At 68.2% G+C, this 13,001-nt stretch carries 18 protein-coding genes; 8 read left to right on the top strand and 10 right to left on the bottom strand.

Features of this window, described 5'->3' with window-relative positions; all coding sequences use genetic code 11:
* The first annotated feature begins 79 nt into the window (after nucleotides 1–79).
* A complete protein-coding gene (locus FBY21_RS12355) occupies nucleotides 80–694 on the top strand; it encodes a TetR/AcrR family transcriptional regulator (RefSeq protein WP_142011323.1) in 615 nt (204 codons plus the stop codon).
* 26 nt (nucleotides 695–720) lie between these two features.
* Here FBY21_RS12355 and FBY21_RS12350 read toward each other — a convergent pair whose 3' ends face one another.
* The 4 genes from FBY21_RS12350 to FBY21_RS12335 all read right to left on the bottom strand — a co-directional run bounded on the left by FBY21_RS12350 (nucleotide 721) and on the right by FBY21_RS12335 (nucleotide 2,793).
* Nucleotides 721–945: a hypothetical protein gene (locus tag FBY21_RS12350; RefSeq protein WP_142011321.1), complete on the bottom strand. Its 225-nt coding sequence runs from the start codon at nucleotides 943–945 to the stop codon at nucleotides 721–723.
* The gene (locus tag FBY21_RS12345; RefSeq protein WP_044407338.1) at nucleotides 945–1,649 is read right to left on the bottom strand and encodes a YebC/PmpR family DNA-binding transcriptional regulator; all 705 of its coding nucleotides are present in this window, start codon (nucleotides 1,647–1,649) and stop codon (nucleotides 945–947) included. The genes FBY21_RS12350 and FBY21_RS12345 overlap by 1 nt, the downstream gene beginning before the upstream one ends.
* 110 nt (nucleotides 1,650–1,759) lie before the next feature.
* Entirely contained in the window at nucleotides 1,760–2,341 is a 582-nt protein-coding gene (locus FBY21_RS12340; RefSeq protein WP_107330647.1) for an NAD(P)H-dependent oxidoreductase, read from the bottom strand.
* A gap of 53 nt (nucleotides 2,342–2,394) precedes the next feature.
* Nucleotides 2,395–2,793 (bottom strand): MerR family transcriptional regulator, encoded by a 399-nt coding sequence (locus FBY21_RS12335; RefSeq protein WP_142011319.1) that lies wholly within the window; start codon nucleotides 2,791–2,793, stop codon nucleotides 2,395–2,397.
* Nucleotides 2,794–2,901: 108 nt separating this feature from the next.
* Between FBY21_RS12335 and FBY21_RS12330 the strand changes: the two genes are divergently transcribed.
* On the top strand, nucleotides 2,902–3,327 hold the full coding sequence (locus tag FBY21_RS12330; RefSeq protein ID WP_069563608.1) for a group II truncated hemoglobin: 426 nt from the start codon (nucleotides 2,902–2,904) through the stop codon (nucleotides 3,325–3,327).
* Nucleotides 3,328–3,330: 3 nt separating this feature from the next.
* Here FBY21_RS12330 and FBY21_RS12325 read toward each other — a convergent pair whose 3' ends face one another.
* Entirely contained in the window at nucleotides 3,331–3,810 is a 480-nt protein-coding gene (locus tag FBY21_RS12325; protein ID WP_142011316.1) for a hypothetical protein, read from the bottom strand.
* Nucleotides 3,811–4,011: 201 nt separating this feature from the next.
* Here FBY21_RS12325 and FBY21_RS12320 point away from each other — a divergent pair, with 201 nt between their 5' ends.
* From FBY21_RS12320 to FBY21_RS12310, 3 genes are all read left to right on the top strand, one after another.
* Nucleotides 4,012–4,404, top strand: a complete 393-nt coding sequence (locus FBY21_RS12320; RefSeq protein ID WP_142011314.1) for a hypothetical protein — start codon at nucleotides 4,012–4,014, stop codon at nucleotides 4,402–4,404.
* Nucleotides 4,405–4,518: 114 nt separating this feature from the next.
* Complete coding sequence (locus tag FBY21_RS12315) at nucleotides 4,519–5,142, top strand: hypothetical protein (RefSeq protein WP_142011311.1); 624 nt, start codon at nucleotides 4,519–4,521, stop codon at nucleotides 5,140–5,142.
* Nucleotides 5,143–5,323: 181 nt separating this feature from the next.
* Nucleotides 5,324–6,175 carry a CAP domain-containing protein gene (locus tag FBY21_RS12310; protein ID WP_044407322.1) on the top strand — a complete coding sequence of 284 codons (852 nt, stop codon included), beginning with the start codon at nucleotides 5,324–5,326 and terminating at the stop codon, nucleotides 6,173–6,175.
* 13 nt (nucleotides 6,176–6,188) lie between these two features.
* On the opposite strand, the gene FBY21_RS12305 is transcribed toward FBY21_RS12310, so the two are convergent.
* Nucleotides 6,189–6,626, bottom strand: coding sequence for a helix-turn-helix domain-containing protein (locus FBY21_RS12305; RefSeq protein WP_044407319.1), 438 nt, complete (start codon nucleotides 6,624–6,626; stop codon nucleotides 6,189–6,191).
* A 71-nt stretch (nucleotides 6,627–6,697) separates the two neighbouring features.
* Between FBY21_RS12305 and FBY21_RS12300 the strand changes: the two genes are divergently transcribed.
* Nucleotides 6,698–7,204 (top strand): DUF2938 domain-containing protein, encoded by a 507-nt coding sequence (locus FBY21_RS12300; RefSeq protein WP_142011309.1) that lies wholly within the window; start codon nucleotides 6,698–6,700, stop codon nucleotides 7,202–7,204.
* Nucleotides 7,205–7,213: 9 nt separating this feature from the next.
* Here FBY21_RS12300 and FBY21_RS12295 read toward each other — a convergent pair whose 3' ends face one another.
* Nucleotides 7,214–8,101 (bottom strand): LysR family transcriptional regulator, encoded by an 888-nt coding sequence (locus FBY21_RS12295; protein ID WP_142011307.1) that lies wholly within the window; start codon nucleotides 8,099–8,101, stop codon nucleotides 7,214–7,216.
* Between the two features lie 85 nt (nucleotides 8,102–8,186).
* Here FBY21_RS12295 and FBY21_RS12290 point away from each other — a divergent pair, with 85 nt between their 5' ends.
* Nucleotides 8,187–8,966, top strand: a complete 780-nt coding sequence (locus FBY21_RS12290; RefSeq protein ID WP_142011304.1) for an NAD(P)H-dependent oxidoreductase — start codon at nucleotides 8,187–8,189, stop codon at nucleotides 8,964–8,966.
* Nucleotides 8,967–9,622: 656 nt separating this feature from the next.
* Here the strand turns inward: FBY21_RS12290 and FBY21_RS12285 are convergent.
* The 3 genes from FBY21_RS12285 to FBY21_RS12275 all read right to left on the bottom strand — a co-directional run bounded on the left by FBY21_RS12285 (nucleotide 9,623) and on the right by FBY21_RS12275 (nucleotide 12,107).
* Nucleotides 9,623–10,462, bottom strand: a complete 840-nt coding sequence (locus FBY21_RS12285; protein WP_074969031.1) for a bifunctional allantoicase/(S)-ureidoglycine aminohydrolase — start codon at nucleotides 10,460–10,462, stop codon at nucleotides 9,623–9,625.
* A gap of 190 nt (nucleotides 10,463–10,652) precedes the next feature.
* On the bottom strand, nucleotides 10,653–11,537 hold the full coding sequence (locus FBY21_RS12280; protein ID WP_142011301.1) for a LysR substrate-binding domain-containing protein: 885 nt from the start codon (nucleotides 11,535–11,537) through the stop codon (nucleotides 10,653–10,655).
* Nucleotides 11,538–11,666: 129 nt separating this feature from the next.
* The gene (locus tag FBY21_RS12275) at nucleotides 11,667–12,107 is read right to left on the bottom strand and encodes a DUF2846 domain-containing protein (protein ID WP_142011298.1); all 441 of its coding nucleotides are present in this window, start codon (nucleotides 12,105–12,107) and stop codon (nucleotides 11,667–11,669) included.
* Between the two features lie 212 nt (nucleotides 12,108–12,319).
* Between FBY21_RS12275 and FBY21_RS12270 the strand changes: the two genes are divergently transcribed.
* Complete coding sequence (locus FBY21_RS12270; RefSeq protein ID WP_142011296.1) at nucleotides 12,320–12,913, top strand: RDD family protein; 594 nt, start codon at nucleotides 12,320–12,322, stop codon at nucleotides 12,911–12,913.
* Nucleotides 12,914–13,001: the final 88 nt, after the last annotated feature.

The following is a 13,001-nucleotide window of genomic DNA, read 5'->3' as shown; positions in this document are numbered from 1 at the left end:
CGCTATGATTTGAGCGGCCGCTCAATTTTCCTTGAGCAGTCGCTCAAAATTCAAGAGCCACTCATCCCCCGGAGACCCCATGGCCCGTCCCCCCGTTGCCGAACGCAAGGATCAGATCATCACCGCCGCCCTGGAGCTGTTCCTGCGCAACGGCCTGGCCAGCGTCTCCACCCGTGACCTGGCGGAGCACACGGGGTTGTCCCGCAGCCACCTGTACCACTACTTCAGTGACTGGAAGACCCTGCGCCGGGCGGCGTTCGAGCGCTTCTCCGAGGAACAATTGGCCGGCACCCAGGCGTTGCTCCAGGGGCTCGACCCCGAGCCTGCGCTCATCGCGCTGATGCGCGATTGCCTGCCGGCGCGCAAGGACGATGCGGCCTGGACGCTCTGGCTGGATGCCTGGGACGAATCCCTGCACGACCCGGAACTGGCCGAGGCCTACCGGCTGGCGCTCGGCCAATGGCAAGGGCTGTTGCTGGGGCTGATCGCCGAGGGATGCGCCAGTGGGGTGTTCAGTTGCGATGACCTGCCACGGGCCACCCGGCAGATCACCGCCCTGGCCAACAGCTACGCGGCGGACCTGCTGCTGGAGCCCTCGCCCATCACCCTGGAGGCGGCGCTGGAGGAAATCATCGAAGTGGTGGGCTTGCTGCTGGGGGCGCCCAGGCTGGGCGCACGGCTGAAGCCTGCGTGAGGAGTGCCCGCGCAGTGACGCGCGGGTCAGTGGACCGTGGTGCCCGGCGCGTCCAGCAGGCGCTGGGCCGAGGTCAGCCGCTCCAGCTCGCGGCGCACCATGTTGGCGTATTCCGGCGGCTTGAACTGGTAGAGCTCGGTGGTCACCCAGGCCAGCCAGCGCGGGCCAAGGGCGACGCGCTGGGCCAGCAGGCGCAACGCGTCGGCGCGGGCGCGCTCGGCGTGTTCCTCGTGGAAGTCCCGGCGGCTCATCAGGCCACGGAGAGGCCCACGTAGACGTTCTGCACGTCATCGTGGCCGTCGAGGGCTTCGAGGAAGGCCTCCACTTCCTCCAGCTCGGCGCCGGAGAGGGTGACCGGGTTCTTGGCCTTGTAGCCGAGGTTGGCCGAATGCACGGTGAAGCCGAAGTCCGGCAGGGCCTTGCACACGGCGTCCAGGTCGGTGGGCTCGGTATAGAACACGCTGGTGTTGTCGTCACCGGGCTCGAAATCCTGGGCGCCGGCTTCGATGGCGGCCAGTTCCACGTCGGCATCGGCGCTGGCCGGCTCGGCCTCGATGATGCCCAGGTGGTCGAAGTCCCAGGACACGGAGCCGGAGGTGCCCAGCTGGCCCTTGCGGAACAGCACGCGGATTTCCGCCACGGTGCGGTTCAGGTTGTCGGTCAGGCACTCGACGATCACCGGCACGCGGTGCGGGGCGAAGCCTTCGTACAGGGTGCGCTCGTAGTTGACCACCTCACCGGACAGCCCGGCGCCTTTCTTGATGGCGCGCTCCAGGGTGTCCTTGGGCATGGAGGCCTTCTTGGCCTGGTGAACGGCCAGGCGCAGCTTGGGGTTCATGTCCGGGTCGGCGCCGTTGCGCGCGGCGATCATGATTTCCTTCACCAGCTTGCCGAAGATCTTCCCTCGGGCGTTGGCGGCGGCTTCTTTGGGTTTGGCTTTCCACTGGGCGCCCATGGCGTATCTCCCGCAGGTTGATGGGGCGGACGTGACCGTCCGGCAGGGCGGCGATTCTACCGGGCCAGCAGGGGCGCCTGCCAGCGGGGCGCCGAGTGGTGCGCGGAGGTTCACAGCGCCCTCGCCAGGCGTCGGGCACGGTGCAGGCCGTTTTCCAGGCGTGGGGCACCGGCCTTGCGGATAGGACCCAGGGTCAGCGTTTTCACCGGGCGTATGCCGCAGAAACGCAGGGTGGTGCACTCCATCTGCCGCAGGCCCGGCGCGCCCTGCACCCAGCGGAAGTACCAGGGTGGCGTGTCGAGGGTGACCAACTGGTGGGCCGAGCGTCCCTTCAGCAGTTGCTCCGGCCATGGGTTGCCGTCGCGATAGGCGAAGGCGAAGCCGGGCAGCAGCACGCGGTCCAGAAAGCCCTTGAGCAGCGCCGGTACGCCACCCCACCAGATGGGGTAGACGAAGCACAGGTGGTCGGCCCAGGTAAGCAGGTTGCAGGCCTCGACCAGGTCCGCCTCCAGGGGCTGTGGGTGGCGGTAGCCGCTGCGCAGCACCGGGTCGAACTGCAGGTGATGCAGCGCCAGGGTGCGCACGTCGTGGCCGGCCTGCCGGGCCGTTTCGCCGTAGGCCTCGGCCAGGGCCGCGCAGTAGCTGTCACCGTCCGGATGGCCGAGCACCACCAGTACCTTTCTCGTGTTCATGTACCGCCTCCTTGAGCAAGGCGGCAGTCTGCGGTCTACCCCTAAGGGCAGAGTCAAGCCACAGAGGGGGCGGAGGTGTTGCAGAGCACGTCGTCGGCCCGTGCGGTGTCGGCCAGGCACCGGGCGATCTCTTCGTCGACCTCTCCCAGTCGGGCGTCCAGCCGGCGCAGGCGGGCCAATTCGGCGCGTACTGCCTGGCGCTTGGCCTGCAGGTGCTGGCGCAGCAACGCCCAGTCGGGCGTGTCCACGCCCCGCAGCAGGGGCTCCAGTTCGGCGAGGCTGAAGCCCACCGATTGCGCCTGGCGGATCAACAGCAGGCGTTCGAGGTGCGACACGTCGTAGCAGCGATAGGTGCCCCGACGTGGTACCGGGCCCAGCAGGCCACGGCTCTCGTAGAGGCGGATGGCCTTGGCGCTGGCGCTGCTGCGGGCGATGAGCTGGCCGATCTGCATGGTGTCGCTCTCCTCGGGCTGGGCGGGACATTCTGGTATGCGCCGGCCGGGCTTGTCACCGCTGGCGACCGGCCGTCGCTACAATCCGCGCTTTGCCCGGAGCCCTCCATGAGTCATGCGCCCTACGGCGTCGGCGATGCCTCTTACCAGGCCGCCGGCGGCATCGACGGTTTGCGCCGTCTGGTCGACGACTTCTACCAGCAGATGGACAGCCTGCCCGAGGCGGCGGCGCTGCGCCGGCTGCACCCCGAGGACCTGGCGCCCTCGCGGGACAAGCTGGCCTGCTTTCTCAGTGGTTGGCTGGGCGGCCCGCGCCTGTTCAGCGAGAAGTACGGCGCCATCGCCATCCCGGCGTTCCATGCCCGCTGGCCCATCGACGAGGGCCTCAGCGAGGCGTGGCTGCTGTGCATGGAGCGGGCGATCGCCCGGCAGGGCTACGCGGCGGACTTCGCCGAGTACCTGTTGGTGCAGTTGCGGGTGCCGGCCGCGCGGGTGGTGCAGGCCGCCCGGGCGCGGCACGGCTTGCCGGGCTGAGGTTCAGCGCCGGCGGCGCAGGTCGTCGAGGAAGCTGCAGGCCTGGTCGATGTCCTCGCCCCAGGCCAGCAGCCACGGCTGCTCGCCGCACCACTGCATGAAGCGCAGCAGCAGCCCGAGCTGCTGCGCATCCAGCGCGCCGAGGCGGGTGCGGGTGTCCTCGCGGTAGGCGGGGGAGGGGTTGAGGTTGAGGATGAGGAAGCCCAGCAGCAGGTTGATCTCATCGGGCGGCGACTCCAGCACCAGCCGCAGGTAGGAGGGCAGCGCCCAGCGCCAGCCGGCGGCGGAGAGGCTGCTCATGTCGTCGTGCAGCCAGAAGAGGGCCTCCATCGGCAGCTTGCGCCCGGGCCAGATGGCCAGCTCCGTGCGCAGCATGTCGCAGGCGTCGCAGCCGCTGGGGTGAAAAGACAGGTCCGGACCTACGGGCTTGTCCACCGGGGGCAGCAGGCGGTCCAGTTCGTCGAGCAGTTCCAGCCGGTCCATGTCAGCCCCTCCGCTGTCGCAGGGGGAAACGGACGTGGTCGGGGGTTCGCAGGGCAGGGCTCATGGGGTTCCTTCCATGGGGTGGTGGGGTGTCGGGTGCCACGTTCTGGGACGGTCGTCCGGGCGGTCGCCGATGATGCTCGCTGCGTGGTGCCGAGCGTTGCCTTGCGTCAACATGTGCGCTTTTCACGGAGGAAAACCATGCCTGTCCAGTACCCGCTGACCACCTATGAGCTCGTTGTCCTAGCCATTCCAGTCGTACTGGTTCTGATGCTTTTGGGATGGCTGGGCTTGACCGTCCGTCGAGCGCCGGGTCTGGCTTCGCTATGGGTGTCGGCCCTCGGTGTGGGGAGCGGTTACGTGCTTTTTGTCGGCAACCTGGTCGCCAAGGGATTGCAGCAAGCGTCGCTGGAATGGCCGCTCAGTCTTTCACTGGCGGTGTGCACGGTATTGCTGCTGTTGGGGGCGTGGCGCTATCGGATCGAGGGGCGGCGAACCGTTGGAATGGTGGTGATCGGTGCGGTCATGTTGCTGGCAAGCATGCTGCCGACCTGGTTCGTGTTCGGCTGCATGACCACCTCGGTCTGTCTGTAAGCCCAAACGCCGGCTGATTCCCCTGTCATCCCCGGCCGCTCCTGTGCTGGGGCCGCTGACGGTGTGCCTGGGCGTGGGTAATCTGCGCGCCCCTTTGTTTGCCGGCGTTGCCCCATGAATCCGTTGCCCATCGTCCTGCTGGTTGCCCTCGGCCTGGTGCCTGCCGTGGCTGATGCCCGCGCCGTCGACACGGTTGTGGCGGCCCCCGCCCTGGCCTCGCTCGGGCTACCGCCGCTGGAGCCGGTGCAGGGGGACCTGCGCGGTGCGCGGCTGCTGCACCAGGCGGACTGGTTGCGGGTGCAGTTCCTGGCGCCGGGCCAGCGTGGAGCGGCCGAGGCGGCGTTGAGTGCGCTCAAGACCAGCGGGGCGCCGGGCCCTGGCGCGCTGGGTGGTGTGCCGCTGGTGCCGTTGCCCGATGCACTGGAGCGCCTGGCCGCGCGGCTCGGCGTCACGCCCGGGCCGGCGCCGGTGGTGGTGGCCGAGGGGCAGGTGTTGGGGCGGCTCGCCCAGGGGTTCAGCCTGCCCGTAGGGCGCGGCGCCTGGCTCTACGGCTACACCGGCCCGCGCGGGCTGCTGGCGCTGGGCGCCGTGCTGGAAGAGGGGGCGGACTCCCAGGCCTTGATGGGCGCGTTCCTCGCCCTCAACCGCGAGCACGGCCTGTTGCTGGTGGACTGGCCCCAGCGGCTGCTGCTGCTCGGCGCCGATGCCAAGGGCCAGGTGCAGGGCTGGCGGCCCTGAACGGGGCTATTCCGGTGCGAATGGCCTGGGATTTGCCCGGCCCCCGTGGTTGAATCCACCCCTATCCGTCCGGCCAGGCAACCAATCGCCCGTCTGCCGGTCATACGCCCTTCCGATAAGCCGCGACCCCAGCCCCGAGCGGGCTCGCGCACCCGGGCGCAACCCGTCCAAGGAGGCATCAATGCGCGTCACTTCTACCGTCCTGCGGCTTGCGGCCCTGTCGCTGGGCCTGTTGCTCGCCCAAGGCGCCCGTGCCGGCGATGAAGCGCAGCTGATCGAAGCCCTCAACGCCTACCGCGGCCAGGTGCAGAGCTGTGCCGGCCAGGCTTCTCTGGAGCTGCCGCCGCTCACCGCCGACCCGCGCCTGGTTATTTCCGCCACCACCATGGGCGATCTGCAGGAGGCGATGACCCAGTCGCGCTACCCCATGGTCAACGTCCAGGCCATCAGCCTCTCCGGCCCCCGCGATGCGCAGTCGGCGATGAAGGCCATCCGTGAGAGCTTCTGCCAGGTGGTGCTGGACCCGCAGTTCGTCGACATCGGTGTCAGCCGCGATGACCGCGAGTGGCGCATCGTCCTGGCCCGGCCGCTGCTCACCGGGCGCCTGGGCGACTGGCAGGCCGAGGGCCAGAAGCTGCTGGAGCAGATCAACACCGCCCGTGCCCAGTCCCGCCAGTGCGGCACCCAGTTCTTCGCCGCCGCTGCGCCGCTGAGCTGGAACGCCTCCCTGGCCACGGCGGCCGAGGGGCACTCCCGCGCCATGGCCAACAACAATTTCTTCGACCACAAGGACCGCGACGGCCGCACCCCGGGTGACCGCGCCGAGCTGTCCGGCTACATCGGCCGGCAGATCGGCGAGAACATCGCCGCCGGCCAGGACACCTCGCGCAAGGTGCTCGACGGCTGGCTCGCCAGCCCCGGCCACTGCGCCAACCTGATGAACCCGCAGTTCCGCGACCTGGGCGCCGCCTACTCGGTGGACCCGAAGAGCGACGCCGGCATCTACTGGACCGCGCTGTTCGGCAGCCAGTGACCCCGCGCCGGCCTCAGGGCCGGCGTTTCGTACCCGCCCGCCGCGCCGGCTCCCGCGTAGCGGCGCGGGCCGCCACTTTCATCAGGCGCTGGAAGGTGGGGCAGGCCAGGTGATCCTCCGCCGGGCAGTCCACCGCGTGGCGCAGGCTGTCGCGGATCGCCGACAGCTGGCGGATGGTCGCGTCCAGCGCGTCGGCCTGTTCCGCCAGGCGCTGGCGGTCCAGGGTCGGTTGCCGTGCGCTGCCGAGCAGGGCGCCGATGTCGTCCAGCGAGAACCCCGCCGCCCGCCCCATGGCGATCAGCGCCAGGCGCTCCAGCACGTTGGCGTTGAACACCCGCTTCATGCCGGCGCGGCCGATGGAGCGGATCAGCCCCTTTTCCTCGTAGTAGCGCAGCGTCGAGGCCGGCAGGCCGGAATTTCTCGCCACCTGGGCGATGTCCATCTCTTTCATGCTTGACCTCAAGTCGACTTGAACTGGCAGCCTGATTCCACGGGCGTTCCGTGACAGTGGAGGAGCTAAGCATGAACGGTGAGACGGTGGTAGCGGTGGTGGGGATCGGCGTGGGGGCGACCCTGGTGATGGACCTGTGGGGCTGGCTGTTGCGCCGCCTGACCGGCAGCGCCGGGCTGGACTACGCCCTGGTGGGGCGCTGGGTCGGGCACATGCCCCGTGGCCGCTTCCGCCATGCGGGCATCGGCCGTGCCGCGCCGGTGCGCGGTGAACGGGTGCTGGGCTGGACCTGCCACTACCTGATCGGCATCGGCTTCGCCGCGTTGCTGGTGGCGGTTGCCGGGCCGGCCTGGCTGTGCCGGCCAAGCCCGTGGCCGGCGCTGGCGTTCGGGCTGCTGAGCGTGGCGGCGCCGTTCCTGGTGATGCAGCCGGCCTTCGGGCTCGGCATCGCCGCTTCCCGCACCCCGGAACCGCTCAAGGCGCGGCTGCGCAGCCTGCGCACGCACCTGGTGTTCGGCCTGGGCCTGTACCTGGCGGCCCTGGGTATGGCCTGGGGGTGGATGAGCTGCGCGGGCTGAGCGGCGGGCTCACAGGGCGCTGACGATCTGCTCCCGCAGCCACTGGTGGGCCGGGTCGCGGTGCACGCGCTCGTGCCAGAGCATGGCCATCTCGTAGCCGGGCACGTCCACGGGGGCGTCGACCACCTGCAGCGTGCTGCCCTTCAGCAGGCGCTCGGGAAGCATGGCCACCAGGTCGGTGCTCTCCAGCACGGCCCGGAGGAACAGGAAGTGCGGCACCGAGAGCACCACCTTCCGTTCCAGGCCCAGGCTCGCCAGGGCCTCGTCGGTGGGGCCGCTGAAGCCGCCGCCATCGGGCGAGACGATCGCCTGGTCCAGCGCGCAGAACTGCTCCCGCGTCGGCCGCCGCTTGAGGCCGGGATGCCCGGCGCGGCCAGCGAGCACGTAGCGTTCGGCGAACAGGGTGCGGCGATGCAGGCTGGTGGGCGAGCCCTCCACGGTGTGGAAGGCCAGCTCGATTTCCCCATGCTCCGCCTGCCGGGCGATGCGCGAGGGCACCATCTCCACCACCGCCACGCGCATGCCTGGGGCGGCCCGCAAGCGGGGCAGGGCGGGCAGCAGGATGGCCGACTCGCCGTAGTCGGTGGCGGCCACCCGCCAGGTGCCTTGGGCCTGGGCAGGGTCGAACGGGCTGGCCGGGGCCACGGCGCGCTCCAGGGCCTCCAGCGCCTGGCGCAAGGGTTCGCGCAGGGCCTCGGCGCGAGCGGTGGGGCGCATGCCGCGGGGGCCGGGCAGCAGCAGCGGGTCGTTGAAGATCTCCCGCAGCTTGGCCAGGTGCACGCTCACCGAGGGTTGGGAGAAGTTCAGGCGCTCGGCGGTGCGGGTGACGTTGTGTTCGGTCAACAGCGTGTCGAGGGTCACCAGCAGGTTGAGGTCCAGTCGTCTGAGATTATTCATGCGTATACCTGGGATATCAGCTATTCATTTCCAATATATCTGCCGGGCTCCCATCCTGCGTACCTCCCGTCCCGTGAGGTGCCCCATGAATATCCTGATCGTCCATGCCCACCCTGAACCCCGCTCCCTCAACGGCGCGCTGAAGGACTTCAGCGTCCGGCACCTGCAGGCCGCCGGCCATGCGGTGCAGGTGTCCGACCTGTACGCCATGGGCTGGAAGCCGACCCTCGACGCCGCCGACAACCTGGACCACGAACCCGGTGCGCGCTTCGATGCCTCGCAGGATTCCCGGCATGCCTTCGCCAACGGCCGGCAGAGCCCGGACATCGCCGCCGAGCAGGACAAGCTGCGCTGGGCGGATGCGCTCATCCTGCAGTTCCCGCTCTGGTGGTTCACCCTGCCGGCGATCCTCAAGGGATGGGTCGACCGCGTGTATGCCTACGGATTCGCCTACGGCGTGGGCGAGCATTCGGATGCGCGCTGGGGGGATCGCTACGGCGAAGGCTCCATGGCCGGCAAGCGGGCCATGCTGGTGGTCACCACCGGTGGCTGGGATTCCCACTACAGCCCGCGCGGCATCAACGGCCCGATGGAGGACCTGCTGTTCCCGATCCACCACGGCATCCTCCATTACCCCGGCTTCGACGTGCTGCCACCCTTCGTCGTACACCGCACCAGCCGCATCGACGCGGCACGCTTCGCTCGCATCCAGCAGGAACTGGGGCAGCGCCTGGACGACCTGTGGCGCACCGAACCCATCGCCTACCGCAAGCAGAACGCGGGGGACTACGAGATCCCCGCGCTGACCCTCAAGCCCGACGTCGCACCAGGGGAGGAGGGGTTCGCAGCGCATGTGAAGCGGTAGGCGAGGGGCAACGTAGCCCGGGCTTCAGCCCAGGACCGGAGTCCACCGAGACATCCCTGGGCTGAAGCCCAGGCTACGAAGCCTTTGCGGCACCGCAGAAACGACGAGGGGAGATCAGGCCATCCGAGCCTTGCAGGAGCGAGCTCTGCTCGTGAACCGCTGCCGTTCCGAGGTTCAGCAGCAACCGTAGCCCGGGCTTCAGCCCGGGGCCGGGATCGACCCCGCATCCCTGGGCTGAAGCCCAGGCTACGAAGCCTTTGCGGCCCCGCAGAAACGACGACGGGAGATCAGGCCATCCAAGCCTTGCAGGAGCGAGCTCTGCCCGCGAACCGCTGCCGCTCCGAGTTTCGGCAGCAACCGTAGCCCGGCTTCAGCCCGGGACCGGAGTCCATCGAAGCACTCCCTGGGCTGAAGCCCAGGCTACGAAGCCTTTGCGGCACCGCAGAAACGACGATGGGAGATCAGGCCATCCGAGCCTTGCAGGAGCGAACTCTGCTCGCGAACTGCCGCCGCTCCGAGGTTCAGCAGCAACCGTAGCCCGGGCTTCAGCCCGGGACCGGAGTCCATCGAAGCATCCCTGGGCTGAAGCCCAGGCTACGAAGCCTTTGCGGCACCGTAGAAACGACGACGGGAGCGCTGGGCTCCCGTCGTTTGGATCAATGGGCCTGGTTGAGGGTCAGGCGCATGTGGCGGTTCACGTCCTTGTACAGCAGGTAGCGGAAGCGACCCGGGCCACCGGAGTAGCAGGCCTGCGGGCAGAAAGCGCGCAGCCACATGAAGTCGCCGGCTTCCACCTCGACCCAGTCCTGGTTCAGGCGGTACACCGCCTTGCCTTCCAGCACGTAGAGGCCGTGTTCCATCACATGGGTCTCGGCGAAGGGGATCACGCCGCCCGGCTCGAAGTTGACGATGTTCACGTGCATGTCGTGGCGCATGTCGCTGATGTCCACGAAGCGGGTGGTGCTCCAGCGGCCTTCGGTGTCCGGCATCACCTTCGGCTCGATGTCCTGCTCGTTGGTGACGAAGGCTTCCGGCAGCGGCACGCCGTCAACGCGCTGGTAGTGCTTGCGGATCCAGTGGAAGCGGGTGTGCTGGCCGGAGGTGTTGCGCACCTTGTAGTCGGCGCCCGGCGGAATGAACGCATAGCCGCCCGGCTGCATGTTGTGTACCTGGCCCTGCAGGGTCAGGGTCAGCTCGCCTTCGACGATGAACAGCACCGCCTCGGCGTTCGGGTCCAGTTCGGGCTTGTCGCTGCCGCCGTTGGGCGCCAGCTCGACGATGTACTGGGAGAAGGTCTCGGCGAAACCGGACAGCGGGCGGGCGATGACCCACATGCGCATGTCGTCCCAGAAGGGCAGGTGGCTGGTGACGATGTCACGCATCACCCCTTTGGGGATCACGGCGTAGGCTTCGGTGAACATCGCACGGTCGGTCAGCAGCTCGGTCTGGGCCGGGTGACCGCCGTGGGGGGCGAAATAGAAAGGCTTCTTGGACACGAAAAGTCTCCTGTGGGTATTCGGCGCCCCGCCAGTGGCCAGGAGGCCGACGCTGGCGTCGCGTGGGCGCAGCCGCAACCGGACGGGTCGCAGGTGCGCGGGGCGGAATCCACGATATCCAGCTGTCTTCGCATCCACAAATTAAATATCGGGATGGGTCACATTCGGTTATTGAATGCGATACGCGACCTCAGCGCTGGCGCTCCTCGTCCAGCAGGCGGCACAGGGACTCGGCCAGCGCCTTGATCACCGGCCCGGCGCTGGGGCGGTGCAGCAGTGCCACTTCGAACAGGTCCAGCGGCTGCAGCCCCATCTTCTTCGGCAGCACCGCGTGGTCGGCCGTCACCGCCCGTGCTGGCAGCAGGCCGACGCCCATGCCATCGGCGATGGCAGCCTGGATGCCGCTCAGGCTGGAGCTGGTGAAGCTGATGCGCCAGCGCCGGCCGGCGGCTTCCAGGGCGCTGATCATCTCGTCGCGGTACAGCCCGCGCGGGGGGAAGGTGACGATGGGCAGCGGGTCCAGGTTGGCAGCCGGGGTGCGCGTGCTGTCCACCCAGCGGGTCTTCTCCGGCCAGCGGGCGATGGCGTCGCGGCTGTTGCGGCGCTGCTTGATCAGCACCAGGTCCAGCTCGCCACGGTCATAGCTGGCGGCCAGGTCGCGGCTCAGCCCGCTGGTGACCTCCAGCTTGGCCTGGGGGAAGTGGTGGTTGAACACCGCCAGGTGGCGGGTGGTGCTGCCGGCGGCGAAGTCATCCGGCACGCCGATGCGCACCGTCAGCGACACCCGTGCACCCGCCAGCGCCTCGTGCAGTTCATCGTTCAACGCCAGCATGCGCCGGGCATAGGCCAGCAGCGTCTCCCCGGCATCGGTGGGCAGCACATCGCGGTTACCGCGCTCCAGCAACCGGTGCCCGGCCAGCTCCTCCAGCCGCCGGACCTTCTGGCTCACCGTCGACTGCGTGGAGCTGAGGCGCCCGGCGGCACTGGTGAAACTGCCGCAATCGGCCACCGCCACCAGCGCCCGCAGCAGGTCCAGCTCGAACAGGCGGTTATTCGATCTGTCACTGTGGTCCATGGGGGTATTCGTCTTTCAAATGGGGATGAAGGCTTGTAGCAGCTTGGAGAAAGGGGGGCAACGACGAGGGGGCGGGGTGTGCGAGCAGGCTGTGGATGGAGTCGATTGCCGACCCCATCCACGGGGTTTTCAGCGGGCCAGCTTGGTGTCGGCCACGGCCTTCTTGCCTTCGGACTCGGAGATTTCGCTCAGGGTGGCGCCACCGGCGAACACACCGATCCGGATGGACTGGCGTACGTAGTGGTTCTTGCCGGGCTGGGCGTTCAGGTTGAGGGTGTTGTCACCGAACTCGGACTCGGTCGACAGCACGTGCGCGCCCGGGGTGATGAGGCGGTAGAAATAGGTATTGGGTGCGGTTTCCCCGATCACCTTGTCGTCGATCTTCACGGTCTTCTTCAGCGCAGCGCCCAGGGACGTGTCGCGGAAGATGTAGACCGCGGACTGGTCCTGCGGCGGGTTCGGGAAGGCCTTGAGGGCTGCGTCTTTTTCGGGGGATTCCATCGGTACCGAAGCGCAACCGGAGAGCAGCGCAACTGCCAGCGCCGCCGTGCACATCATGATCTTGGTCATGGATTACTCGTTCCTGAGTGAAGGTTCTTGCGGTGATGTCATTTCGCCGCCGCGCTACTTTATCGAGGCCGATGGAGAGTGCAAGGGTGAGTGGTAATTGGTCGCGTATGGCAAGGTCGATTGTGGCGATATCCGCTCTTTTTGCGGTGATTGACGGCTGAAGTGGCGGCAACACAGAATTCGCCACCCTATCGATCACAAGGAAGTCGGAAATGGATGCAACCGAAGCGCGCTTGCGAGAAACCTACAGCGGAAGACGGACGGAGGTCCTGGTCGATCTGCTCGAGCAGGGCGGTTTGACCGAGGTGGCCGAGCGGGTCATTCGCGGTGTGCTTGCTGAGCGGGAATCGACCCCGGGCGAGCGTGCCGTGCCGCGACAAGCCCCAGCATCCAGTGCGGTTCGACATGAACCGCTCGACCTGCAACTCGCCCCGCTCTGGGCGAGGCTGGTGGCATCGCAGCTCGACTTCTGGCTGGCCTTGCTGGTGCTGGCCGTGATCAGTACCGCCATCGAGTTCCTGACCGCTCACCACAGCGGCATCCAGGACACCGTCGGCAAGGCCGGCATGCTGCTGCTGTTCGGCTATCTGCTGGCCAAGGACGGGTTCAACGGGCAGGGCATCGGTAAGCGCCTGCTGAAGATCCGCGTCGTCGACAGCGAGACCGGCGCGCCCTGCGAATTGCACAAATCCTGCCTGCGGGGGGTGGTTGGCCTGCTGGGCATTTTCGACGTGATCTTCATCTTCGGGCAGCGACGCCAGCGCCTTGGCGACCATGCAGCGAAGACCCTTGTGGTCAGGGCGTGATCCCTCGTCCTGCATCCTCTGGCCGCTGCGCTGGAGGACGGTAACTCCCACTGTCCGATACGTCACGGGCGAGGCAATGGCCTCGGAT

Source organism: Pseudomonas sp. SLBN-26 (assembly GCF_006715895.1).
GTDB classification, from domain to species: domain Bacteria; phylum Pseudomonadota; class Gammaproteobacteria; order Pseudomonadales; family Pseudomonadaceae; genus Metapseudomonas; species Metapseudomonas otitidis.
Note: the sequence above shows the minus strand (reverse complement) of the source record. Positions and strands in the feature narration are given on the sequence as shown.

What these genes read in the sequence shown, in the direction of transcription:
- FBY21_RS12325 (WP_142011316.1), bottom strand. Translation starts at nt 3,810, where the DNA reads ATGGACCGGCTGGAACTGCTCGACGAACTGGACCGCCTGCTGCCCCCG.
- FBY21_RS12295 (WP_142011307.1), bottom strand. Translation starts at nt 8,101, where the DNA reads ATGAATAATCTCAGACGACTGGACCTCAACCTGCTGGTGACCCTCGAC.
- FBY21_RS12355 (WP_142011323.1), top strand. Translation starts at nt 80, where the DNA reads ATGGCCCGTCCCCCCGTTGCCGAACGCAAGGATCAGATCATCACCGCC.
- FBY21_RS12270 (WP_142011296.1), top strand. Translation starts at nt 12,320, where the DNA reads ATGGATGCAACCGAAGCGCGCTTGCGAGAAACCTACAGCGGAAGACGG.
- FBY21_RS12350 (WP_142011321.1), bottom strand. Translation starts at nt 945, where the DNA reads ATGAGCCGCCGGGACTTCCACGAGGAACACGCCGAGCGCGCCCGCGCC.
- FBY21_RS12315 (WP_142011311.1), top strand. Translation starts at nt 4,519, where the DNA reads ATGAATCCGTTGCCCATCGTCCTGCTGGTTGCCCTCGGCCTGGTGCCT.
- FBY21_RS12300 (WP_142011309.1), top strand. Translation starts at nt 6,698, where the DNA reads ATGAACGGTGAGACGGTGGTAGCGGTGGTGGGGATCGGCGTGGGGGCG.
- FBY21_RS12340 (WP_107330647.1), bottom strand. Translation starts at nt 2,341, where the DNA reads ATGAACACGAGAAAGGTACTGGTGGTGCTCGGCCATCCGGACGGTGAC.
- FBY21_RS12335 (WP_142011319.1), bottom strand. Translation starts at nt 2,793, where the DNA reads ATGCAGATCGGCCAGCTCATCGCCCGCAGCAGCGCCAGCGCCAAGGCC.
- FBY21_RS12280 (WP_142011301.1), bottom strand. Translation starts at nt 11,537, where the DNA reads ATGGACCACAGTGACAGATCGAATAACCGCCTGTTCGAGCTGGACCTG.
- FBY21_RS12345 (WP_044407338.1), bottom strand. Translation starts at nt 1,649, where the DNA reads ATGGGCGCCCAGTGGAAAGCCAAACCCAAAGAAGCCGCCGCCAACGCC.
- FBY21_RS12275 (WP_142011298.1), bottom strand. Translation starts at nt 12,107, where the DNA reads ATGACCAAGATCATGATGTGCACGGCGGCGCTGGCAGTTGCGCTGCTC.
- FBY21_RS12330 (WP_069563608.1), top strand. Translation starts at nt 2,902, where the DNA reads ATGAGTCATGCGCCCTACGGCGTCGGCGATGCCTCTTACCAGGCCGCC.
- FBY21_RS12320 (WP_142011314.1), top strand. Translation starts at nt 4,012, where the DNA reads ATGCCTGTCCAGTACCCGCTGACCACCTATGAGCTCGTTGTCCTAGCC.
- FBY21_RS12310 (WP_044407322.1), top strand. Translation starts at nt 5,324, where the DNA reads ATGCGCGTCACTTCTACCGTCCTGCGGCTTGCGGCCCTGTCGCTGGGC.
- FBY21_RS12290 (WP_142011304.1), top strand. Translation starts at nt 8,187, where the DNA reads ATGAATATCCTGATCGTCCATGCCCACCCTGAACCCCGCTCCCTCAAC.
- FBY21_RS12305 (WP_044407319.1), bottom strand. Translation starts at nt 6,626, where the DNA reads ATGAAAGAGATGGACATCGCCCAGGTGGCGAGAAATTCCGGCCTGCCG.